General features: G+C 65.5%; 20 protein-coding genes. 15 read left to right on the top strand and 5 right to left on the bottom strand.

Annotation, left to right across the window (positions count from 1 at the left end; all coding sequences use genetic code 11):
- Positions 1-100: 100 nt before the first annotated feature.
- Positions 101-658, bottom strand: coding sequence for a DUF3304 domain-containing protein (gene tli1a / locus AC1RL5_RS05220; protein ID WP_492588841.1), 558 nt, complete (start codon positions 656-658; stop codon positions 101-103).
- A gap of 373 nt (positions 659-1,031) precedes the next feature.
- Here tli1a and AC1RL5_RS05215 point away from each other — a divergent pair, with 373 nt between their 5' ends.
- From AC1RL5_RS05215 to AC1RL5_RS05165, 11 genes are all read left to right on the top strand, one after another.
- Complete coding sequence (locus AC1RL5_RS05215; protein ID WP_072450526.1) at positions 1,032-1,634, top strand: transposase; 603 nt, start codon at positions 1,032-1,034, stop codon at positions 1,632-1,634.
- Positions 1,635-1,708: 74 nt separating this feature from the next.
- The gene (locus tag AC1RL5_RS05210; protein WP_375538544.1) at positions 1,709-3,343 is read left to right on the top strand and encodes a ShlB/FhaC/HecB family hemolysin secretion/activation protein; all 1,635 of its coding nucleotides are present in this window, start codon (positions 1,709-1,711) and stop codon (positions 3,341-3,343) included.
- 21 nt (positions 3,344-3,364) lie between these two features.
- On the top strand, positions 3,365-5,182 hold the full coding sequence (locus tag AC1RL5_RS05205) for a DUF2341 domain-containing protein (protein WP_072450525.1): 1,818 nt from the start codon (positions 3,365-3,367) through the stop codon (positions 5,180-5,182).
- 11 nt (positions 5,183-5,193) lie between these two features.
- Positions 5,194-5,619 (top strand): ExbD/TolR family protein, encoded by a 426-nt coding sequence (locus tag AC1RL5_RS05200; protein WP_492588843.1) that lies wholly within the window; start codon positions 5,194-5,196, stop codon positions 5,617-5,619.
- Positions 5,620-5,622: 3 nt separating this feature from the next.
- Positions 5,623-6,339, top strand: coding sequence for an energy transducer TonB family protein (locus AC1RL5_RS05195; RefSeq protein ID WP_492588845.1), 717 nt, complete (start codon positions 5,623-5,625; stop codon positions 6,337-6,339).
- Between the two features lie 40 nt (positions 6,340-6,379).
- Positions 6,380-8,074 carry a putative porin gene (locus tag AC1RL5_RS05190; protein WP_072450522.1) on the top strand — a complete coding sequence of 565 codons (1,695 nt, stop codon included), beginning with the start codon at positions 6,380-6,382 and terminating at the stop codon, positions 8,072-8,074.
- Positions 8,075-8,091: 17 nt separating this feature from the next.
- Positions 8,092-8,739 (top strand): DNA repair protein, encoded by a 648-nt coding sequence (locus tag AC1RL5_RS05185; protein WP_145712148.1) that lies wholly within the window; start codon positions 8,092-8,094, stop codon positions 8,737-8,739.
- A 20-nt stretch (positions 8,740-8,759) separates the two neighbouring features.
- Entirely contained in the window at positions 8,760-9,245 is a 486-nt protein-coding gene (locus AC1RL5_RS05180) for a YbjN domain-containing protein (protein WP_011061117.1), read from the top strand.
- Positions 9,242-10,198 (top strand): peptidylprolyl isomerase, encoded by a 957-nt coding sequence (locus tag AC1RL5_RS05175; RefSeq protein WP_492588846.1) that lies wholly within the window; start codon positions 9,242-9,244, stop codon positions 10,196-10,198. Before AC1RL5_RS05180 ends, AC1RL5_RS05175 begins: the two co-directional genes overlap by 4 nt.
- An 85-nt stretch (positions 10,199-10,283) precedes the next feature.
- Entirely contained in the window at positions 10,284-11,261 is a 978-nt protein-coding gene (locus AC1RL5_RS05170) for a LysR family transcriptional regulator (protein WP_072450518.1), read from the top strand.
- A 263-nt stretch (positions 11,262-11,524) separates the two neighbouring features.
- Positions 11,525-12,037 (top strand): GNAT family N-acetyltransferase, encoded by a 513-nt coding sequence (locus AC1RL5_RS05165; RefSeq protein ID WP_072450570.1) that lies wholly within the window; start codon positions 11,525-11,527, stop codon positions 12,035-12,037.
- A 134-nt stretch (positions 12,038-12,171) separates the two neighbouring features.
- On the opposite strand, the gene AC1RL5_RS05160 is transcribed toward AC1RL5_RS05165, so the two are convergent.
- Positions 12,172-12,864 carry an aspartate/glutamate racemase family protein gene (locus AC1RL5_RS05160; protein WP_072450515.1) on the bottom strand — a complete coding sequence of 231 codons (693 nt, stop codon included), beginning with the start codon at positions 12,862-12,864 and terminating at the stop codon, positions 12,172-12,174.
- Between the two features lie 78 nt (positions 12,865-12,942).
- On the opposite strand from AC1RL5_RS05160, the gene AC1RL5_RS05155 reads away from it, so the two are divergent.
- Both AC1RL5_RS05155 and AC1RL5_RS05150 read left to right on the top strand, forming a co-directional pair.
- Positions 12,943-13,731, top strand: a complete 789-nt coding sequence (locus AC1RL5_RS05155; RefSeq protein WP_093402996.1) for a helix-turn-helix domain-containing protein — start codon at positions 12,943-12,945, stop codon at positions 13,729-13,731.
- 183 nt (positions 13,732-13,914) lie between these two features.
- Complete coding sequence (locus AC1RL5_RS05150) at positions 13,915-14,406, top strand: SET domain-containing protein (RefSeq protein WP_015635490.1); 492 nt, start codon at positions 13,915-13,917, stop codon at positions 14,404-14,406.
- A 138-nt stretch (positions 14,407-14,544) separates the two neighbouring features.
- Here AC1RL5_RS05150 and AC1RL5_RS05145 read toward each other — a convergent pair whose 3' ends face one another.
- Together AC1RL5_RS05145 and ccoN are read right to left on the bottom strand one after the other, a co-directional pair.
- A complete protein-coding gene (locus AC1RL5_RS05145) occupies positions 14,545-14,763 on the bottom strand; it encodes a hypothetical protein (protein ID WP_011061124.1) in 219 nt (72 codons plus the stop codon).
- Between the two features lie 62 nt (positions 14,764-14,825).
- Positions 14,826-16,253 (bottom strand): cytochrome-c oxidase, cbb3-type subunit I, encoded by a 1,428-nt coding sequence (ccoN, locus tag AC1RL5_RS05140; protein ID WP_011061125.1) that lies wholly within the window; start codon positions 16,251-16,253, stop codon positions 14,826-14,828.
- Positions 16,254-16,520: 267 nt separating this feature from the next.
- On the opposite strand from ccoN, the gene AC1RL5_RS05135 reads away from it, so the two are divergent.
- Together AC1RL5_RS05135 and AC1RL5_RS05130 are read left to right on the top strand one after the other, a co-directional pair.
- A complete protein-coding gene (locus tag AC1RL5_RS05135; RefSeq protein WP_011061126.1) occupies positions 16,521-18,194 on the top strand; it encodes a nitrite/sulfite reductase in 1,674 nt (557 codons plus the stop codon).
- Positions 18,191-18,685: a DUF934 domain-containing protein gene (locus AC1RL5_RS05130; RefSeq protein WP_011061127.1), complete on the top strand. Its 495-nt coding sequence runs from the start codon at positions 18,191-18,193 to the stop codon at positions 18,683-18,685. The genes AC1RL5_RS05135 and AC1RL5_RS05130 overlap by 4 nt, the downstream gene beginning before the upstream one ends.
- 139 nt (positions 18,686-18,824) lie before the next feature.
- Here the strand turns inward: AC1RL5_RS05130 and AC1RL5_RS05125 are convergent, their stop codons facing one another.
- On the bottom strand, positions 18,825-21,182 hold the full coding sequence (locus AC1RL5_RS05125; protein WP_492588848.1) for a tetratricopeptide repeat protein: 2,358 nt from the start codon (positions 21,180-21,182) through the stop codon (positions 18,825-18,827).
- Positions 21,183-21,245 lie beyond the last annotated feature (63 nt).

The raw sequence follows: 21,245 nt of genomic DNA, 5'->3' as shown, positions 1-21,245 counted from the left end.
GACAGCCTTGTCGTGAGCGAGCTTCCGGGGAAGCGGAAGTTGGATCGTTACTTGTGGTCGTTAGCTGCTTCGCTAGCGGCCGATCAGGTGGAATGCGCAATTAGGGCTTCGGACATGCATTTGGCTCCTGCATTTTTTGAGGGAAGTTAAAGGGATACCCAGGTTGGCCTGGCAACTCCGCCACGGCGGATACCGCGACTTGATTGCAGGGCAAAAAATGAACGTCGATAGCTCCGGGTCGTTCATACGGCGCAACAGCCACCACCGCGCGATGACGGGTGTACTTGGCTGCGTGAATCTTGTAGGCCGCCCTGTAGCCATCAGTCTCTAGTGGTGGCCAATTTGCAGATGCGTGAGGGTCAGAGTCTTTTTCCCACTCTACGACCACGGTCAAACCAGGATGCCACTTGACCGGAAGTGGTGCGCAGCACATCTGGCTACCCCCACCTCCATAGGGGCTGATATTCGGGCCGCCATTGCCATTGACCGAAAAGCGGTTGATGGCCGCCGAGGTGTGGCTGAAGCCCTCGATGGGCAATCCAATCATGTCGGCTGTTTGTCCTGCGCAGCCTTGCAGGGCGAGGGCGCTGACCAATGCCCGGAGCAGCAGGCCATTCCTGCGCTGTGCCTTGCCCTGCGCGAGGCGTTGAACATCCATGGTTCCTCCTGTCGTAACAGTGTTTTGGCGTGGCCGTCCGCCACGCTGAAAGCTGCCGGCCTTATAGCCTGAATGCACTGCGCAAGGGCTTGCGCACCGGGCTGTAACGCAGGCTGGGGCTGGCGAGAATTAATTCACGACCAAATATTTCGCGAAGCAGCCCAGGCCTGCCCATCCGGTAATGGGCTGTGTGCACGCTCCACTTTCGGAGGTCGTGGTTTCACCGTCCGTTGGCCTTTGTGAATGAAGCTTTTATGACAAAAGTTCGGTAGCACATGGCCACGCGCGTCTTGGGTATGTAACGCGCTTGAGGGGGCCGCCAGGCCACTTTTTTAAGCCGAGGCGGGACGCCGGGAGTGAGGCTATGGGGACTATGGAACGCTACTCGAAAGTGGGCATGCAGGAGCTGGATCAACGGCTGTCGAAGATTGTCGAGGCCGCGCGCAAGAAGCCGGTGTCGGTCTATCGCTACGGCGCGCCGTGGGTCTGGATCGTCTCCCAGGATGACTGGCAGGGCGCCTTGAAGGAGGTGGCCAGCTATATCCCGCCGGGGCATTCGCTGGTGCTGCTGCGCCCGCAGATCGATGAGTTGCTGGATCAGCACCGCGACCTGCTCCAGGGCCTCAACGCCGAGCCGGGGATGCTGATTGCGCCGCGCACGGTGATGCACATTCTGTTGTTGCAGTTGCTGTATTCGGTGCCCAGCGAGCAGCAACTCTATGAGCAGCTCAGCTACAACCTGTTGTTTCGCTGGTTCATCGGCCTGGACCTGAATCAGAAGGTCTGGAGCTTCAGTGTCCTCAGTCGCGATATCGCCACGCTGTTGAACAACCCGCGGGCGGTGCAGTTGATCCAGAAAATCATCGGTGAAGTGTTCTGCGGTGCCTTGCTGCAAATGCCCGAGTTCTCGTTGAACTTCGCGCTGTTGCATACCTGGCTGGCTCGCCACGAAAACACCTCGATCACCAGCAATTGAATCGGCCAAACGCTGTGCAGACGGCGACGGCAATGCGCGCGTGCGCGCCAATTTTCAGACTTCTAGGGGGCGGTGTGGAGCATCTGGGCAAATCAGGGCGACCGGGCAGTGGCGGGCGCTGGTGGCCGTTGTGCGGCTGGTTGGCGCTGGCGGCGCTGGTGCCGGCGGTGCAGGCCGAGGAGGGCCAGCCGGCCCCGGTCGAAGCCTCGGCGGCGGCGCGGTTGGTGGACGTCAATGAATACTTCGTGCGCGGCAATACCGTGCTCGATGCCCGGGCCATCGAGGAGGCGGTGTATCCCTTCCTTGGCCCGCAGAAGGCCCTGGCCGATATCGAAGGCGCCCGGGATGCGCTGCAGAAGGTCTATCAGGAGCGCGGCTACCAGTCGGTGTTCGTCGAGCTGCCGGAGCAGAAGGTCGAGGACGGTATCGTCTACCTGCAGGTCAGTGAAACCAAGGTCGGCCGAGTGCGGGTGGTGGGGGCCAAGCATTATTCGCCGGTGGAGATCCGCGACCAGGTGCCGGCGCTGAAAGAAGGCCAGGTACCGGATTTTGCCACGGTGCAAAGCCAGCTGGCCGGGCTCAACCGCGGCGCCGGGCGCCAGGTCATGCCGCTGGTGCGTGAAGGCCAGCGCCCGGGGACCATGGACGTGGACCTGCAAGTGGAAGACCAGAACCCCTGGCATGCCAGTGTCGGCCTGAACAACGACTACAGCGCCGACACCGAGAAGCTGCGTACGGTGGTCAATGTCGGCTACGACAACCTCTGGCAACTGGGCCACAGCATTTCCCTGACCTATTTCACCGCGCCCCAGGACACCGACAACGCCAAGGTCTGGTCCGGTTCCTACACCGCGCCGCTGAGCGATCGCTGGGCCTTGCAGTTCTCCGGCTACCAGTCCGACAGCAACATCGCCACCATCGGCGGCAGCAACGTGCTGGGCAAGGGCCATTCCTACGGGGTGTCGGCGATCTACACCTTGCCCGCCGCGGGCAACTGGGCCAACTCGCTGTCGGTGGGTGTGGATTTCAAGGACTTCGACGAAGAGATGCGCTTTGGCCGCAGCAGCGACCAGATTCCGCTGAAGTACGCCCCCATGACCTTTGGCTACAACGGTTACCGCTACAGCGAAAAAGCCCAGCTGGGCCTGGGCCTGAACCTGATCGTCGGCACCCGGCGCTTCTTCGGCTACGGCAGCGATGCCGAGGAGTTCCAGTACAAGCGCGACGAGGCCAGTGCCAGTTTCTCGGTGCTCAAGGGCGACCTGAATTTCACCTACACCTTCGCCAACGACTGGCAGTCGGCGTCCAAGGCGGCGTTCCAGCTGGCCTCGGGGCCGCTGGTGTCCAACGAGCAGTATTCCGCCGGCGGCGCCACCTCGGTGCGCGGCTATCTGGCCGCCGAACGCACCGGGGACGAGGGCTACCTGTTTTCCCAGGAGCTGCGCACGCCGTCTTTGGCCAAGTTCCTCGGCAGTTACGTGCAGGAGTGGCGCTTCTATGCCTTTGCCGAAGGCGCGCACCTGTCGCTGCACGACCCGCTGCCCGAGCAGGAGGACGAATACAGCCTGGCCAGTGTCGGCCTGGGCACCCGCGCCAGTTTGAGCAAGTGGCTGTCCGGCAGCCTGGACTGGGGCTACCCGCTCAAGGACGGCCCTAACACCCAGAAATACGACCCGCGCCTGCACTTCAGCGTGCAAGCGACGTTCTGACTTTTTACGGAGACCCTTCACATGCAACGCTTATTCCTGAGCCTGTTGATCTGCCTGGGCTTCGTGCTCCCGGCTACGGCCCATGCCTGGTGGCAGGACGACTGGCATTACCGCAAGCAGATCAGCGTGGACACCACCCCGCAAGGCGCGGCCATCAACGAGGCCCTGGGCCGCACCGCGTTGCTGGTACGCCTGCACACCGGCAACTTCACCTTCGACGGGGTCAAGGAAGACGGCGCCGACCTGCGCTTTGTCGCCGCCGATGACAAGACCCTGCTCAACCACCAGATCGAAAGCTTCGACCCGCTGATGGGCATGGCGCTGATCTGGGTCGATGTGCCCAAGGTCGAGGGCGGCCAGCGCCAGGACATCTGGATGTACTACGGCAACCAGAAGGCCCCGAGCACGGCCAATGGCCAACTGACCTTCGACCCCAGCTACACCGCGATCTACCACTTCGACGGCAGCAACGGTACGCCGGCCAAAGACACCACCGCCTACGGCAACACCGCGCAGAACGCCACCGGCGCGGCGATCGACGGGGTGATCGGCCGGGCACTGCAGTTCAGCGGCCAGCCGTTGTTGCTGCCGGCCAGCCCGTCGTTGCAGCACAACGCCGGCGGCGCCTTTACCTTCAGCGCCTGGGTGCGCCTGGACCAGGCCAGCGGCGAACAACTGCTGCTGGCTCGCCGCGAAGGTACCGGCAGCCTGCTGATCGGCATCAACCAGGGCATGCCCTTCGTTGAAGTGGACGGCCAGCGCGCTGCCTCCACCCAGCCGCTGAACCCGGGGCAGTGGCAGCACCTGGCCCTGAGCGGCGAGGGCAGCCGACTGGCGCTGTATGTCAATGGCCGCGAAACCGCGAGCCTGGCCCAAGCCATTCCAACCTTCAATTCGCCGTTGGCCATCGGCGCCGACTTGCCAGCGGCCGCCGGGGCCGAGGCCAGTCACTTCCAGCCCTTCACCGGGGCCCTGGACGAGCTGCGCCTGTCCAAGGTGGCGCGTCCGGCGGCGCTGATCCTGGCCGATGCCAGCGCCCAGGGCGCGGAGTCGAAGCTGGTGGCCTACGGCGTCGATGAAGAACAGTCGGGTTTTGGTTTTGGCAGCCTGGGTTTCCTGCTCAAGGCGGTGCCGGTGGATGCCTGGGTGATCATCCTGGTGCTGGTGGGAATGATGATCCAGTCCTGGGTGATCATGCTGCGCAAGAACCGCATGGTCGGCCGGGTCAGCGCTGCCAATGCGCTGTTCCGCGAGCAGTTCGCCAAGGTCGGCACCCGCCTGGAGATGTTTGCCGACGACCAGGTGCTGGCCAGCCGCCTGGAGCATTCCTCGCTGTGGCGCCTGTACCTGGTGGCGGTGAAAGAGATCCGCACCCGCCGCGAGCAGGGCGCCGATACCTCGTCGGTGTCGGCGGCCACCATCGAAGCCATCCGCTGCTCCATGGATGGCGTGCGCACCCGGGAAAACCAGCAGCTGAGTTCCAAGCTCTCGACCCTGTCCAACGCCATTGCCGGCGGCCCCTACATCGGCCTGCTGGGCACGGTGCTGGGGATCATGGTGGTGTTCCTCGGCACCGCCATGGCCGGTGACGTCAACATCAACGCCATCGCCCCGGGCATGGCCGCGGCCTTGCTGGCCACGGCCATGGGCCTGTTCGTCGCGATCCCGGCGCTGTTTGGCTACAACCGCCTGATCACCCGCAACAAGGAAGTCGGCGCCGACATGCGGGTATTCGTCGACGAGTTCATCACCCGGCTGGCGGAGCTGCATGGCGAGAGCCAGCACAGCGAAAACGCCCACTGGCGGGTCAGCCACAGCAACGCGTCGGTTCCGGCCTGAGGAGAACTGCCATGGCTTCCGTGAATGCCTCCCATGACGACGAAGACGATGCCGCCGTCGACAGCATCAACATCACGCCCCTGGTGGACGTGCTGATGGTGGTGCTGGTGATGTTCATCCTCACCGCCACCGCCCAGGTCTCGGGCATCCAGATCCACTTGCCCAAGGCCAGCGCCTCGGTGTCGCTCTCCGAGGCCAAGACCAGGGCCATTTCGGTGAACGATGGCGGCCAGGTGTTCCTCGACGCCTACCCGGTGACCCTGGGCGAGCTGGAAGAGCGCCTGCGCATCGAGAAGGCGCAGAACCCGGACTTCCCGATCATCGTCCGCGGCGATGCCACGGTGCAGTACCAGAAGGTCATCGAAGTCCTCGACCTGCTGCGCCGCCTGGAGTTGTCCCAGGTCGGCCTGGTCACCGGCAAACCGAGCCAGGGCTGAGCCATGAGCGCACAACAACCCATCGAACTGCCTCCGGTGCAGAACAAACCGCGAGCCGTGCAGCTGCTGAAGTGGGGCGCCGGATTGCTGCTGGGAGCCGTGGCCGCCTGGTTTTTGTGGCAGTGGGCCAATGACATGGCCGGGGTGCGCCGGGAAGCGCCGAAGGTGCCGACCATCATCCCGCTGCCGCCTCCGCCGCCGCCACCCCCACCGCCGCCGGAACAACCCAAGGAGCCGGAGCCGGTGGAAGAAAAGATCCCGGAGCCCGAACCCACGCCCACCCCGGAGGAGGTCAAGCCGGAGGAGGAAGCCCCGCCATCGCCGGCGGACGATCTGGCCAACCCGATGCAGATCGATGGCGACGCCCAGGCCGGCAATGACGGCTTCAACGTCGGCGCCGGCAAGGGCGGCGGCATGGCCGGCGCCGGTGGCGGCGGGCTGGGCACCGGGACCTACAAGCAGTACCTGGCAGCGACCTTCCAGCGCGCGCTGCGCGAAGACCCGGAGCTGCGCAAGAAGGCTTATGCGCTGCAGGTGGACCTGTGGCTGGGCGCCGACGGGCAGGTGACCCGCGCCGAGCTGGCCGGCTCCAGTGGCAACCCCGAGACCGACCAGCAAGTGCTGGCGGCGCTGCGGGCCACGCCGCGCCTGAAAGAGCGCATGCCGGCCTCCCTGACTTTGCCGGTACGCCTGTCCCTCAAGGGCCGGCGACCGGAATGAGCAAACCCCTATTTGCAGTTTCTACAGGAGTTGTGTGCAGATGATTTCCACCGTGAATCGATTGACCCTGGCGCTCGGCATGGTCGCCCTGACCCTGGCCGGACAGGCCACGGCCGCCGCGGCCGCGCCCTCGGAGAACGCCACGATCAACCTGATCCGTCTGTTGGTGCAGCAGGGGGTATTGAAGCAGGAGCAGGCCGACGGGCTGATCGCCCAGGCCGAGAAAGAAGCCCAGCAGGCCCGCGCGGCCACCGCCGTGGCGGCAACCGGCCCGGCTGCGGCGCCCGGTGATGTGCGGGTGCAATACGTGCCGGCCATCGTCCGCGACCAGATCCGCGATCAGGTCAAGGCCGAGGTCATGGCCACCGCCAAGCAGGAAAACTGGGCCCAGCCCAACACCTTCCCGGACTGGATCTCGCGTATCAGCTTCGACGGCGACATCCGCCTGCGCGACGAGTCGCGGTTCTTCGCCGACAACAACAGCAACGAGATCGTCGACTACGCCAAGCTCAACGACAGTGGCCCCTACGACGTCAACAAGGACACCAACAGCAAGCTGCCGCCGCTGCTCAACACCCGCGAGGACCGCGACAACCTGTTCCGCCTGCGCGCGCGCCTGGGGATGAAGGCGGTGATCTCGCCGGAATGGACCGCCGGCATCCGCATCGGCACCGGCTCGGACAACAACCCGGTGTCCACCACCCAGACCCTGGGCGGCGGCTTCGGCAAGAAGGACATCTGGCTCGACCAGGGCTACCTGACCTGGAAGGCCACCCAGGACCTGACCCTGACCGGCGGGCGGATCGCCAACCCGTTCTATGCAACCGACATGCTGTACTCCAACGACCTCAACTTCGACGGCGTGGCGGCGATCTTCAACCACAAGCTGAGCAGCGACTGGGGCCTGTTCGGCACCCTCGGCGCCTTCCCGGTGGAGTACACCAACGACACCGCCACCAGCAACGGTTTCGACAAGAACGAGAGCGACACCAAGTGGCTGTTCGGCGGGCAGGTCGGCGCCAACTGGAAGATCAACCGCAGCAACAGCCTCAAGGGCGCCTTGGCCTACTATCGCTTCGATGACATCGAGGGCCAGCGCTCCAGCCCTTGCGCGCCCTGGGCCGGGGCCCCGGGCTGCGACACCGATGGCTCGCGGGTCGCCTTCATGCAGAAGGGCAACAGCGTGTTCCTGCTGCGCGACATCACCCCCAACCCGGCCACGCCGGGCCTGACCCCGCAGCCGCAGTTCGTGGGCCTGGCCTCGAAGTTCGACGTGCTCGACCTGAACCTGGCCTGGGACACCGAATTGCCGGACGACCTGCGCCTGCGCAGCCAGACCAACTTCATTCGCAACCTGGCCTACGACAAGGGCGAGATGCTCAAGCGCAGCGAGGGCGAGATCGTCAACAACATCAACAGCCAGGGCCAGTTCGAAAGCGGCGGCAACGCGCTGATGGTGCAGTTCACCCTGGGCAACGCCCTGGAAATGAAGAAGTCCGGGGACTGGAACCTGCTGGCCGGCTACAAGTACATCCAGCCCGACGCCTTGCCCGACGGCTTCAACGACTCCTCGTTCCACCTGGGGGGCACCAACGCCAAGGGCTATTTCCTGGGCGGCAACTACGGCATCGACAAGAACATCTACGCCACGGCCCGCTACATGAGCGCCTCGGAAGTCTACGGGCCGCGCTACGAGGTGGACGTGATGCAGCTTGAACTCAACACGCGCTTCTAAGTGCAGGGAGGAAGGTTATGAACAGCCGAGCGAGGGCAGGGGCGGCGCGCCTGTTGCTGGTCTGGGGCGTGCTGGCCAGTGTCGGCGCAAGCGCCGAAGGCATGGAGGAGCGCCTGCGCACCCAGTTGCGCAGCACCACCCAGCAGCTGCAGGCCCTGCAAAGCGAACAGGCCCAGGCCGCGGCGGCGCGGGTCGCCGCCGAGAACGCGGCCAGGGAGGCCCAGGCCCAGGTCAAGCAACTGACGGCCGAGCTGGCCAAGACCCGTGGTGTGGCAGAGCAGTTGGCCGGCCAGCAGCAGAGCCTGCACAGCCAGGCCCAGGCCCAGGCGGCCGCCAGCAGCGAGCAACTGGGCAAGTTCAAGAAGGCCTATGAGGACCTGCTGGTGCTGGCCCGGGGCAAGGAAGCCGAACGGGCCAGGTTGCAGGCGCAATTGAGCGAGCGTGACACACAAGTGCAGCAATGTGCGGTCAAGAATCAGCAGATGTACGGCATCGCCAAGCAGATCCTGGCGGCCTACGAAAACATCGACGTGGCCGAGGTGGTGAAAATCCGCCAGCCCTTCGCCGGCAGCGCCCGGGTCAAGTTCGAGGAACTGGCCCAGGGCTTTGGCGACGAGCTTTACCAGACCCAGTTCGACGCCCCGCGGGCGGCGAGCACCCACTGATCACCAGGGAAGAGATGACCATGACCTTGATTAACAGCGTCACCACCGAAAGCCTCACCGACCTGCTGCAAGGCGCCGGCTACCGGGTCAACCAGACCGAACAGAACGGCATCGTGCAACTGCTCAGCGCCAGCCAGGGCATCGGCTACGCCGTGCGCTTCGGTAACCCGGGCAGCGAAGCCGGGCACTACGTGGACTTCACCTACAGCTGCGCGCTGCGGGTGCAGGGCGAATTGCCGGCCGGGCTGGCGGAGCTGTGGAACGCCTCGCGGCGCTTTGCCCGGCTGTCGCTGCAGGGCGAATTCCTGGTGATGGAGATGGACGTGGTGGTGGCCGGCGTCGGCGAGACCCACCTGCGCAGCCAGCTGGAGCTGTGGGATCGGTTGCTGCAGGAGTTCATCGTCTACCTGCGCGAATACAGCCAGCAGGCGGCCCAGTTGCAGGCCCAGGCCGAAGCGCCCCAGGCGGCGCAAAGCCAACCCCGGGAAGAGGCGGCCACCCTGTGAAAAAGCCCACCCTGGTGGTCGGTGCCGGGGCACTGACCTTGCTCGGCCTGGCGTTGGGCCTGGCCCTGCGCCCGGGCAATGACCCGGTGGCGGCGCAGCAGCCGGCCCCGACCCTGCTGCAACAACAACTGGCGTCTACGCCCGCTGTGGCGCGCCTGGGCAATCAGCAGGTGGCGGCCGAGGAGCTCAAGAGCCTGTTCGCCAGCCTGCCCGAGGAATCCCGGGGGCAATTGCGCGGCAATCGCCCGGCGCTGGAAGCCTGGATTCGTTCACGGCTGGCGGAAAAGGCCGTGCTGGAGCAGGCCGATGCCCAGGGCTGGCGCCAGCGCCCGGAGGTGGAGCAGCAGACCCGCGCCGCCACCGAACAGATCGTGTTTCGCGACTATCTGCAGTCGGTCAGCCAGGTGCCGGCGGACTACCCCAGCCCGGCGGAGTTGCAGCAGGCCTATGACAGCGGCAAGTCGGCGTGGATGACGCCGCCGTTGTACCGGGTCAGCCAGATCTTCCTCGGGGTCGCCGAACCCCAGGCGGCCGAACAGGTACGCCGCCAGGCGCAGGAACTGAGCCGCAAGGCCCAGGCCGCGCCGGGGGAGTTTGCCGCCTTGGCGGCGCAGTACTCCCAGGACCGGGACAGCGCCCAGCGCGGTGGCGACTCCGGCCTGCAGCCCTTGCAGCAACTGCTGCCGGAGGTGCGCAGTGCGGTGGCTCGGCTCAAGGTGGGCGGGGTGTCCGAGGTGGTGCAGAGCGCGGCGGGTTTCCACGTGCTCAAGCTCACCGAACAGCAGCCAGCACGGACCGCCAGCCTGGACGAACTGCGTGATCGCCTGACCCAGGCCTTGCGCGCCCAGCGCCAGGAGCAGATCGCCAAGGCCCACCTGGAAGGCATGCTCAACACTGCGACCCTGAGCATCGATGGCGCGGTGTTGAACCAGGTCCTGGAGGACAAGCTGTAGGAGCTGGCTTGCCCGCGAAGGCGATCCCACGGCCCCGCCGTCCGCCCGCCAAGGAAGCAACATTCAACAAGACAGGGAGTCACCGATGTCATTTCTCGAACCAGCTCCACTCCAGGGCTTTGCGCCATACACCGCGCCCCAGGAACCCCGGGAAGCCTGGCTGGCCCTGGCCGCCGGCATCGAACCTGCGGTGGCCCAGTATTTTCTGGTCAGCGCCCGTTGCGGCTGCTTCATGCAGGCGGCCCGCAGCCTGAACATCAAGGCCACGCTGCTGCGCAAGCAACTGGCGCAGTTGGAGGAGCACCTGCGCCGTTCGCTGTTCTGCTACCACGGCAATGCCTTGAGCCTGAGCCGCGAAGGCCTGCAACTGCAGGCCCAGCTGATTGCCCTGGCCCACCAGCGGCGGCTGCCGGTGATCGAGCAACCCCTGATCCGCGTGGCCGTGGCGGAAACCATCCTCCACGACATCCTTGGCCGTGACCTGATCGCCTTGCTGCGGCGCAACGCCAGCGCCCGGCTGGAAATCATCTCCATCGACAGCGACCTGTCCCTGCAGGCCCTGAGCGCCGACCTGGTGCTGTGGCTGGCGGCCGAGGATTCACCCCTGCCGGGCCCCAGCTTCGCCACCCGCGAGCCCATGCCCCTGGCGCGCATCGACTACCTGCCGCACATCGCCAAGCGCTATTCCCGGGTCGCGGCCCGCCCCGACAGCCTGGACGACCTGGCGGACTACATGCTGGTGCAGTGGCAGCACGACCGTCATATCGAGCCGTTCCGGCCCTGGAACAGCCTGGTGGAACAGCGCCTGGCCGGGGTGGTGCAGGTGCATTCCTATGAACTGATGCTGGAGATGATCCGCTGCAGCGCCTGCATTGGCCTGCTGCCGCAGTACATGAGCCGCTTCGACCGCGGCCTCACCGCCTTGCCAGGCCTGTTCGAGGAAAGCATGCAACGCCGCGCCTGGCTGGCGGTCAATGCCCAGGTGGAGCATGAAGAGCAGGTACAGCAACTGGTGGAACTGATCCTCAACACCTTCAGCGAACGCCAGGACTGGTTTGTCTGAACGGACCCGCCCGCTCTTGCAGAGATTCACCCCCGCGCCCACGAGCGGGCACCCACCGCGACTCCATGCAGGAGCCGGCTTGCCGGCGAAAGGGCCCCGCAAATCCTGCGTCGGCTCCGGAAACGCCTTCGCTGGCAAGCCCGCTCCTACGGGTGTGCCTGCGCGACGGTTCCTTGGCGGCGAACGAGCACCAATCCCCTCGTCATCCAGAGCCGCATGCCTTTACACTCGATGGCCACTTCGACTTCAAGGATGACCTCGCCATGCCCAACGTCCATCCCACCATCGTCATCGAGCGGTGCAACGAAGCCCATATCGACGGCCTGACGGCGCTGTACAGCGAACCCAGTGTGGCGGCCCAGACCCTGCAACTGCCTTACCAGTCCCGCGAGTTGTGGCGCAAGCGCGTCGGGCAGGGGCAGGAAAACGAGGGGCTGGTGGCCCTGGTTGCCCTGCACCAGGGCGCGGTGATCGGCAGTTGCAGCCTGCTGCAGGTGGCGCGGGTGCGCCGGGCCCATTGTGCCGGTATCGGCATGGGCGTATCCCCGGCCTGGCAACGCGAGGGCATCGGCAGCCGCCTGCTGGCGGCGGTGCTGGAGGTGGCCGACAACTGGATGAACCTGCGCCGGGTGGAGTTGACGGTGTATGCCGACAACCAGGCCGCCATCGGCCTGTACCGCAAGTTCGGCTTCGAAACCGAAGGCCAGCTGCGCGACTACGCCGTACGCGACGGCGGTTATGTCGATGTGTTGAGCATGGCGCGCTTGCGTCGTTGAGGCCGGGTTCGTGTAGCCGCTGCCGCAGGCTCGGGCCGCGTTCGGACGATCGGCTCCGCAGCAGATGCAGGGCTCCTGAGGCCGCCCGAGGTTCGACAGGCGATCGCCATGCAAGGCCCTGCGGGCCCTGACGTTCACTCCAGCAAAGCGAAATCCACCGCCGCCCGGGCATGCAGTTCGGTGGTGTCCAACAGGGGCAGGGCGCTGTGTTCGGGCTTGAGCAGCAGGCCGATTTCCGTGCAGCCGAGGATGATCGCCTCGGCACCACGGGCCTGGAGCCCGTCGATCACGTGTTGGTACAGCCGCCGCGAGCTCTCGCTGACAACGCCCACGCACAGCTCCTCATAGATGATGCGGTGCACCGCCTGGCGCTGCGCTGCATCGGGCACCAGCACCTTCAGGCCCTGGTCTTCCAGGCGGCCTTTGAGGAACGCCTGCTCCATGGTGAAGGCTGTGCCCAGCAGCCCCACGCTCAGGGTGCCGGCTGCATGGGCGGCCTGCACCACGGGGTCGGCAATATGCACAAAGGGCACTCCAATGGCGGCCTCTATCTGCCCGGCGACCTTGTGCATGGTGTTGGTGCAGAGCACCACGCATTCGGCGCCGCCGGCTTCCAGGCGCCGGGCTGCCTCCACCAGGATCGCCGCCGCGTCGTCCCAGCGCCCGGCATGCTGGGCCTGTTCGACAGGCCCGAAGTCGACGCTGTACATTAACAGCCGTGCTGAACGCAGCGGCCCCAGTCGATCGCGAACCTGCTGATTGATCAGGCGATAGTATTCGGCGCTGGACTCCCAGCTCATGCCGCCGATCAGGCCGATGGTGCGCATGGGCAACTCCTCTGTGGTGCGGTTGGGTAAGGCTTAGTTTCACGCCGCCACGGGTGGCGATCTATCAGGAAATTTCACATGCCCCAGGTGCTCGAACATCGTCTGCTGGACGGCCGCCTGCTGCTGCAATTGCTGCCGGCCGCGGCCTACAGCGCACGGGATCCGGCCCAGTGGCAGACCTTGGGGGTGACCCTGGAACGTCAGCGCGGGGTGCATGCCATCGACTCCGACCGCCGCGAGGATTTCGATACCTGGCCCGGCACCCTGGCCCTGACGCCCGCAGGCATTGAAGTGTTTTCCGAATCCGCCATGGGCGGCGAATACCTGCTGCTGCGCTGGCAGGGCGCGACGCCGCTGGTTCCTGGCCAGCGCCGGATGCAGAGTCCGGGGCATGCCCGCGCCCTGGCCCTGGGGCGCGAAGCCAGGCGCCTGCTGCTGGCGCCCGAGGCCGATGAGCTGGCCCTGGAGCAATGCGCGCTGGCGTTTCTGGGGCTGGCCCAGCCCGGTCGGGCGGCGCCAGCCCCGGCCCCGGAGCTGGGGCAGGTGCTGCAACAGATGGCCGATGAATACGCCCGGCCCCTGTCACTGGCGCAACTGGCCCTGACCTACGGCCACAACGAACTGCGCCTGCTGCGCGACTTTCGTCGTGCTGTAGGCATCACGCCCCATGCCTGGATCACCGAGGTGCGTCTGCAAGCGGCCCGGCGGCTGCTGGAGCACACGGACCTGCCCCTGGCGGCGGTTGCCCAGGACTGTGGTTTTGCCCATCAGTCCCACCTGGGCAGCGCCTTGCGCCAAACCACCGGCCTGACGCCGCGTCAGTACCGGCTGCAGTTTCAGCGCCGAGCGGCGGATACCGCGCTGTAGATTTTGCCTGGTAATGCCTCGCCGGTGATCGCCGCCAGCGGCCCGCGGGATCATCATCGGTGGGCGCAGCTACAGGGCTCGGCGAGCCGGCGGGCAAACAACTCAACGCCCGACACCGGCATCTGCCATGCTCAGGGCCGGCGACCTGCTGTTCTCAAAGGTCGAAGCCAGGGACACAGCACAATGGACGATATCCAGCAACTGGGCGAGATGCTGCGCCACTACGCGGCCAGTGAAGCCCACAAGAAGCAGCTGTTCGACAGCCAGTCGGTGGTCTGGGCGCGTCGCATTCATCAATTGTTCGGGCAGATCGAAGACTGGCTGGCGCCGGTATTGCTGCCGGACCTGCTGGCGTTGCAGCGCGAGCCCTATGTGGCCTTCAGCCCGGCGGTGCCGCTGGAGGTCTCGACCTTCAAGAGCGAGAAGCTGACCATCCATATCGCCGGCAAACCGGTGGAGTTCGTGCCGGATGTGATGGGCCCCCAAGGGCAGATTTCCCTGGCGGTGATCGGCCTGACTGCGGCGCGGCTGGGCAGCGTGTCCCTGGTCGGCGAGGCTTCGGGCGGCTGGCAATGGCGCAAGACCAACGGCTTGAAGGACCCTGACGTCTTTGCCTTTGACGGCAATTTCCTCGCCGCTCAGTTGCAGAGCCTGATCCCCCGCGAGCGCGCCTGACCCGGCCAATACCCCCACTGTAGGAGCTGGCTTGCCAGCGAAAGCGATGCCCGGGATTGCGCGAGGCGTGCTGGCCCCTTCGCCGGCAAGCCGGCTCCTACAGGGGATTGCTGGCGCTGGCTTGCCAGCCAAAGCGCTCTACATATCCAGGTTGATCCAACCCGGCTTGGCTTCCTCCGGCGCCACGGCGTTGATTTTCTTGCCCGTGGCCAGCTCCACCCGGCGGGCTACGTCGGGGTCGTCGGCGAAGGGGATCAGGCTGGCGTCGTCCAGGCTCTTGGCACTCTGGTGACGCAGGCAGTACTCGATGCAGAGGTAGAGAAACGCCACCCCCAGCAGGTTGAGCAGTATATCCATGGGTTTTCAGGCTCCCTGAGACGCAACACGCCGGCCACGGGGGCCGGCGTGGGGCAGGTGGGTCAGGCGATCCGGGCGTCGCTCAGCGCCAGGCGCTCATCGGCAACGCGCACGGTGCGCCAGGTGTTGTAGGCCATCAGCAGCATGCCGCTGAGGAAGAACACGCCGCCGGCGAAACGCACCACGAACCCCGGATGGCTGGCCACCAGGGCCTCGACGAAGGAGTAGGTGAGGGTGCCGTCTTCGTTCACCGCCCGCCACATCAGGCCCTGGGTGATGCCATTGACCCACATCGAGGCGATGTACAGCACGGTGCCGATGGTGGCGAGCCAGAAGTGCAGGTTGATCAGCGGCACGCTGTACATCTGCTCGCGGCCGAAGACCTTGGGCACCATGTGGTAGATGGCCCCGAAGGTGATCATCGCCACCCAGCCCAGGGCACCGGCGTGTACGTGGCCGATGGTCCAGTCGGTGTAGTGGGACAGGGCGTTGACGGTCTTGATCGCCATCATCGGGCCCTCGAAGGTGGACATGCCGTAGAACGCCAGGGACAGCACCAGGAAGCGCAGGATCGGGTCGGTGCGCAGCTTATGCCAGGCCCCGGAGAGGGTCATCATGCCGTTGATCATGCCGCCCCAGCTCGGGGCCAGGAGGATCAGCGACATGGCCATGCCCAGGGACTGGGCCCAGTCCGGCAGCGCGGTGTAGTGCAGGTGGTGCGGGCCGGCCCAGATGTACAGGGTGATCAGCGCCCAGAAGTGCACGATGGACAGGCGATAGGAGTACACCGGGCGCCCGACTTGCTTGGGCACGAAGTAGTACATCATCCCGAGAAAGCCCGTGGTCAGGAAAAAGCCTACGGCGTTGTGCCCGTACCACCACTGGACCATGGCGTCGGTGGCCCCGGAATACACCGGGTAGGACTTGAACCAGTCCACCGGGATCGACAGGTGGTTGACCACGTGGAGCATGGCGATCACCAGGATGAAGGCGCCGAAGAACCAGTTGCCGACGTAGATGTGCTGGCTCTTGCGCCGCACCACGGTGGTGAAGAACACAATCGCGTAGGCGACCCAGACCACCGCCATCCACACGGCGCCGGCGAATTCGATCTCGGCGTATTCCTTGGTGGTGGTGTAGCCCAGGGGCAGGGTGATCAGCATGATCACGATCACCGACTGCCAGCCCCAGAAGGTGAAGGCGGCCAGGGTGTCGGAGTACAGCCGCACCTGGCAGGTGCGCTGGACCGCGTAGTAGCTGGCGGCGAACTGCGCGCTGCCGGCGAAACCGAAGATCACAAGGCTGGTGTGCAGCGGCCGCAGCCGGCCGAACGTGCTCCAGGGCAGGTCGAGGTTCATCTCCGGCCACACCAGCTGCGAGGCAATCCACACCCCCATGGCCATGCCGATCACGCCCCATACCACTGTTGCGACGACGAATTGGCGAACCACCTTGTAGTTGTAGGCCTGTCCGATTGTTGCTGAGTTCATGGTCAATGCTTCCACGGTTGCAAAGTCTTGCCAGGCCACCCGGTCTGGCACGGGGTGCACTGTAGGAATCAGCGGGGAAACAAAACAGGCTCAGAAAAACCACATTAATACGGATCAGATTTTCCTCATGCCTACGGTGGTGCAGCCTTGGCTGATATGGTTTTTTAGTTTTTACCTGAATCTGTAACGCTCTGCGCCGTACGCGCATAGTCGCCCCCTCACAACACGCGCCGTTTAGAGCACGATCAGCTTCGATGAGGTAGGGACATGTATCAGTACGACGACTATGACCGGGCCCTGGTGCTTGAGCGGGTGGCGCAGTTTCGCGACCAGGTCGAGCGCTTCATGGGCGGCCAACTGAGCGAGGAGGAGTTCCTGCCCCTGCGCCTGCAGAACGGCCTGTATATGCAGAAGCACGCCTACATGCTGCGGGTGGCGATTCCCTACGGCACCCTCAGCGCCCGGCAGATGCGTACCCTGGCCAGCATCGCCCGGGACTTCGACCGCGGCTACGGCCACTTCACCACCCGGCAGAACCTGCAGTTCAACTGGATCGAGCTGGCCCAGGTGCCGGATATCCTGCAGCGCCTGGCCGAAGTGGAGATGCACGCCATCCAGACTTCCGGCAACTGTGTGCGCAACATCACCACCGAAGCCTTTGCCGGGGTGGCCGGCGACGAATACCTGGACCCGCGCCCCCTGGCGGAGATCCTGCGCCAGTGGTCCACCATCAACCCGGAATTCCTATTCCTGCCGCGCAAGTTCAAGATCGCCATCTGCTCGGCCAAGCAGGACCGCGCGGCGATCATGATGCATGACATCGGCCTCTATCTTTACCGTGCCCGCAACGGCGAGATGCTCCTGCGGGTGATAGTCGGCGGCGGCCTGGGGCGCACGCCGATCCTCGGCCTGCAGATCCGCGACGGGCTGCCCTGGCAGCACTTGCTGTCCTATGTCGAAGCGGTGCTGCGGGTCTACAACCGCTACGGCCGGCGGGACAACAAGTACAAGGCGCGGATCAAAATCCTGGTCAAGGCCCTGGGCATCGAGGCCTTCGCCAGGGAAGTGGAGGAGGAGTGGCAGCACCTCAGGGACGGCCCGGCGCAGCTCACCGAGGACGAATTCCAGCGGGTGGCCAGCGCCTTTGTGCCGCCGATCTACGAGCGCCTGGCGGACACCGACCTGGAGTACGGCAGCCACCTGGCCGAGTCCCCGGCCTTCGCCCGCTGGGTGGCGCGCAACGTGCACCCGCACAAGGTGCCGGGCTACACCTGCGTGGTGCTGTCGACCAAGCCGGGCCCGGCCTCGCCACCCGGTGACGTCACCGGCCAGCAGATGGAAGCGGTGGCCGACTGGTCCGAGGACTACGGCTTTGGCGAGATCCGCATTGCCCACGAACAGAACATCGTCCTGCCGGATGTGCCCAAGTCGCGCCTGTTCGAGCTTTGGCAGCGGGCCTGCGAGCATGGCCTGGGGACCGCCAACGCAGGGTTGCTGACCGATATCATCGCCTGCCCGGGCGGTGACTTCTGCGCCTTGGCCAACGCCCGTTCGATCCCCATTACCCTGGCCATCCAGCAGCGCTTCGACGACCTGGACTACCTCCACGACCTGGGGGACATCAGCCTGAACATTTCCGGCTGCATGAACGCCTGCGGCCATCACCACATCGGCAATATCGGCATCCTCGGCGTCGACAAGAACGGCAGCGAGTGGTTCCAGGTCACCCTGGGCGGGGCCAAGGGCCGTGACAGCGCCCTGGGCAAGGTGATAGGCCCGTCCTTCAGCGCCGAGGAAATCCCCGAGGTGATCGAACGCATCATCGCCACCTTCGTACGCTACCGGGAAAGCGACGAACCCTTCGTCGAGACCCTGCAGCGCATCGGCCTGGAGCCGTTCAAGGAGCGGGTCTATCCCAAGGCCCTGGAGGCGCTGGCATGAACAACCTGCTGCGTTTGCACGAAGGCGAAGCCCAACGTGTGGAAGACGATGCCTGGAGCCTGGTGCGCGGGGTCGACGACGCATTGCCGGACGGGCCGCTAATTCTGCCCCTGGCCCTGTGGCTGATGCGCCGCATCGAGCATCACCCGGCCCGGGACGGCGTATGGATAGGTCCGGACGACGAGGTGGAAAGCCTCAAGCCCTGGCTCAAGCTGATCCCGCTGATCGCCGTGGACTTCCCCAGCTTTCGTGATGGCCGGGGTTACAGCCAGGCCTACCTGCTGCGTACCCGCCTGGGCTGGATGGGCGAATTGCGAGCGATTGGCGATGTGCTGCGCGACCAGTTGAGCCATATGCGCCAATGCGGTTTCGACAGCTTTGCCGTGCGTGAAGACAAGTGCGCGCTGGACGCACTCAAAGGGTTGGCGGGGATGAGCGTGCTCTATGGCCGCTCGGTGATCGAGCCGCGACCGCTGTTCCGTCGGCGCTGAAGGTGGCGCGCGGTTGCGCTGGTTAATGTAATTTCTAGAATAAATTGTCGTTTAAAATCAATAGATTAAAATTGATAGTTAATCCTGTTTGATTGGTTTTAGTGGGGCTCGGGTAACCGAGCCCTCCTTGCCACCCTGCCTATTGCAACGCCGGGTCCCCGGGGTTGAGCTGCTTCCATTGCTGCATCAGTGCCTGGGCCTTGGGTTCCTGGCCGCTCTCCAGGTAGTACTGGATCAGGCTCAGGCGCGCATTGCGCTGGGTCGGCTGGCGCTGCAGCAGCGCTTGCAACTGACGGTTGGCAGCGTCCTGCTGGCCACTGTCGTGCAGGGCCACTGCCAGCACATAGGCGTACTGAGGATTCTGCGGTTCCAGCTCGGCGGCCTTTTTCAAGGCGGCCATGGCCCGGGCAGTGTCGCCCCCACGAATCAGGCTCAGGCCCCGGGTGTGCTGCAGCAGCGCCGACTCCGGGTGCTGTTGCAGGGCCTGGGCCAGCAGTTGCTGCGCCTCCTGGCTGCGGCCATTGGCTTCCAGCCACTGCCCCAGGGTCACCAGGGCAGGGAAGAAGTCGCTGTCGCGGCGCAAGGCTGCGCGCAGGTAGGGTTCGACCTCGGCACCGCGCCCGCTGGCCTGGTAGAGCATGGCCAGGTTGAGGTTGGCTTCGGCCCGCTCCACGAGGCTCAACTGCACCGCTTCATATTCGCCAAGGGCTTTGTCCCAGGCCCCTTGAGCCGGGCCCAGGCCACTGCGCGCGGCGCCCAGCAGGTCGCGAGCCGCGGTGATCCGCACGGCCTTGACCGGGTCTTGCAGCAGGGGCACCAGCAGCGGGCCACGTTCGGCTGGCGGCACCAGGGCGCTGGTGGCTCGCACCGCGCTTTCGCGCACCTGGGGGTCCGCATGCCCGAGGGCCTGGGTAGCCAGTTGCAGTGCCTGGGCACTGGGATAGTTGGCCAGCTCGGCCAGCAGGGTGGCACGCCGGATCGGTGGCAGATCGCTGCGCTGCAGTTGTTCCTGCAACGCCTGGGCTGCTCCTGGGTGGCCGCCGCGGATCAACCACAGGCTGTCGTCGTAGCGTGGTGGCTGGGGTGGGCTGTTGGCGGTCCATAACTGGAACTGCCGGCTGATGCGTTCGCCGGCCTGTTGCCCCTGGTGGCAGCTCAGGCAGGCATCGGCCGTGCCAAGCTTCTGCGCCCGCAGCGGGTTGGGCAGGCTGAAGCTGTGGTCATGGCGATAGTCATTGCCCATGTAGACCTTGCCCGGCATATGGCAGTCCACGCATTGCGCACCGGGCTGGCCGGGGGGGTGCCGGTGATGGTCGGGGGAATCGTAATCCTTGGCCTGCAACCCGCGCCCGTCGATGCCGGCTGCCGCGCTCTTGCCGGCGGGGTTGTGGCATTGCAGGCATACGGCGTTGCCCGGGGCCTTGAGCTGGGTGCTGTGGGGGTTGTGGCAATTGCTGCAGCGCACCCCCTTGTCGAACATCTTGCTCTGGGCGAAGGAGCCGTATTCGAACACCTCGTCCTTGATCTTGCCGTCCAGGGCGTACAGCTCCCGGGTCAGGGCGCTGGGCAGGTAGTCATCCATCAGGCGCTGGCCGACGTGGTAGCCGTCGCCCAGGGGCGCGCGCCGGGCGTGGCAGCGGGCGCAGGTCTCGATCTCCTGGGTGGCGCTTGCGGCCTTGAGGTCCACGGCGAAGCCGGCGTTGGCCAGGGTGGCCTTGCTGGCCGTGGCCTGCAGATGGTTGGAGGCCGGGCCGTGACAGGCCTGGCAGCCAACGCCGAGGCTGTTCCAGCGGCTGTCGAAGCGCTCCTGGCTGGCGCTGAAATTGCGCTGGTAGCCGGTGGTATGGCATTCCACACACATGAAGTTGGCGTTCTGGCTGGGCTTGCTCCAGTGCAGCGGGTTCTTGAAGTTAACGCCCTGGCCCGGATACAGGTGGAACCACTGCTGCTTGCGGGTATCCCAGGCCACGCCCAGGGCCTGCAGGCGTCCCTGGCCGACCTCGATCAGGTATTGCTGCAAGGGCTCGATGCCGAAGGTGTAGGCCACCTTGAAGTCCGCGGGCCTGCCGTCGGCTCCGGGGGTGTTGACCCAGAACTCGGTCCCGCGGCGAAACAACCGGGTGCTTTCGCCTTCGGCCTTGAAACGCTGTTCATTGAAATTGCCCAGCACCGTCTGCGGGTTGGCCTCCTGCATCGCCAGTTGATGGTGCGAGCCTTGCCAGTCCCTGGCCTGGGCCTGGTGGCAACCCTGGCAGGCCTGTTCATCGACGTACTGGGCGGCCGGTAGCGCCGGCACGGCCTTGGGCTGGGCGGGGGGCGGGGCCGCAGCCACCTGCGGCGCCGCCAGCCGGGGCGGTTCGGCCAGCAGGAACCAGACGAGCCCGCCGAGCACCAGCAGCAACAGCAGGGCGCCGAAGGGGAACAGATAGCGGTGGGGCGAAGGTGCAGTTGAAGCAGGGGGTGTCGGGCGTGGGTTACTCTTCTTCGGCTTGGGCATTGCGACGTCCGTATCCAGAATGCGGTGCCTTGATCGGCACTCTCAGGCTCGATGGAGCTTTGA

This window comes from Pseudomonas sp. GW822-FHT06D10, assembly GCF_058799535.1.
This window is presented reverse-complemented; position numbering and strand designations above follow the sequence as displayed.

Bases quoted from the DNA above. Each gene is read 5' to 3' on its own strand.
- AC1RL5_RS05215 (WP_072450526.1), top strand. From the start codon at position 1,032: ATGGAACGCTACTCGAAAGTGGGCATGCAGGAGCTGGATCAACGGCTG.
- AC1RL5_RS05150 (WP_015635490.1), top strand. From the start codon at position 13,915: ATGGACGATATCCAGCAACTGGGCGAGATGCTGCGCCACTACGCGGCC.
- AC1RL5_RS05195 (WP_492588845.1), top strand. From the start codon at position 5,623: ATGAGCGCACAACAACCCATCGAACTGCCTCCGGTGCAGAACAAACCG.
- AC1RL5_RS05205 (WP_072450525.1), top strand. From the start codon at position 3,365: ATGCAACGCTTATTCCTGAGCCTGTTGATCTGCCTGGGCTTCGTGCTC.
- AC1RL5_RS05165 (WP_072450570.1), top strand. From the start codon at position 11,525: ATGCCCAACGTCCATCCCACCATCGTCATCGAGCGGTGCAACGAAGCC.
- AC1RL5_RS05125 (WP_492588848.1), bottom strand. From the start codon at position 21,182: ATGCCCAAGCCGAAGAAGAGTAACCCACGCCCGACACCCCCTGCTTCA.
- AC1RL5_RS05185 (WP_145712148.1), top strand. From the start codon at position 8,092: ATGAACAGCCGAGCGAGGGCAGGGGCGGCGCGCCTGTTGCTGGTCTGG.
- AC1RL5_RS05135 (WP_011061126.1), top strand. From the start codon at position 16,521: ATGTATCAGTACGACGACTATGACCGGGCCCTGGTGCTTGAGCGGGTG.
- AC1RL5_RS05130 (WP_011061127.1), top strand. From the start codon at position 18,191: ATGAACAACCTGCTGCGTTTGCACGAAGGCGAAGCCCAACGTGTGGAA.
- AC1RL5_RS05160 (WP_072450515.1), bottom strand. From the start codon at position 12,864: ATGCGCACCATCGGCCTGATCGGCGGCATGAGCTGGGAGTCCAGCGCC.
- AC1RL5_RS05155 (WP_093402996.1), top strand. From the start codon at position 12,943: ATGCCCCAGGTGCTCGAACATCGTCTGCTGGACGGCCGCCTGCTGCTG.
- ccoN (WP_011061125.1), bottom strand. From the start codon at position 16,253: ATGAACTCAGCAACAATCGGACAGGCCTACAACTACAAGGTGGTTCGC.
- AC1RL5_RS05180 (WP_011061117.1), top strand. From the start codon at position 8,760: ATGACCTTGATTAACAGCGTCACCACCGAAAGCCTCACCGACCTGCTG.
- AC1RL5_RS05200 (WP_492588843.1), top strand. From the start codon at position 5,194: ATGGCTTCCGTGAATGCCTCCCATGACGACGAAGACGATGCCGCCGTC.
- AC1RL5_RS05190 (WP_072450522.1), top strand. From the start codon at position 6,380: ATGATTTCCACCGTGAATCGATTGACCCTGGCGCTCGGCATGGTCGCC.
- tli1a (WP_492588841.1), bottom strand. From the start codon at position 658: ATGGATGTTCAACGCCTCGCGCAGGGCAAGGCACAGCGCAGGAATGGC.
- AC1RL5_RS05145 (WP_011061124.1), bottom strand. From the start codon at position 14,763: ATGGATATACTGCTCAACCTGCTGGGGGTGGCGTTTCTCTACCTCTGC.
- AC1RL5_RS05170 (WP_072450518.1), top strand. From the start codon at position 10,284: ATGTCATTTCTCGAACCAGCTCCACTCCAGGGCTTTGCGCCATACACC.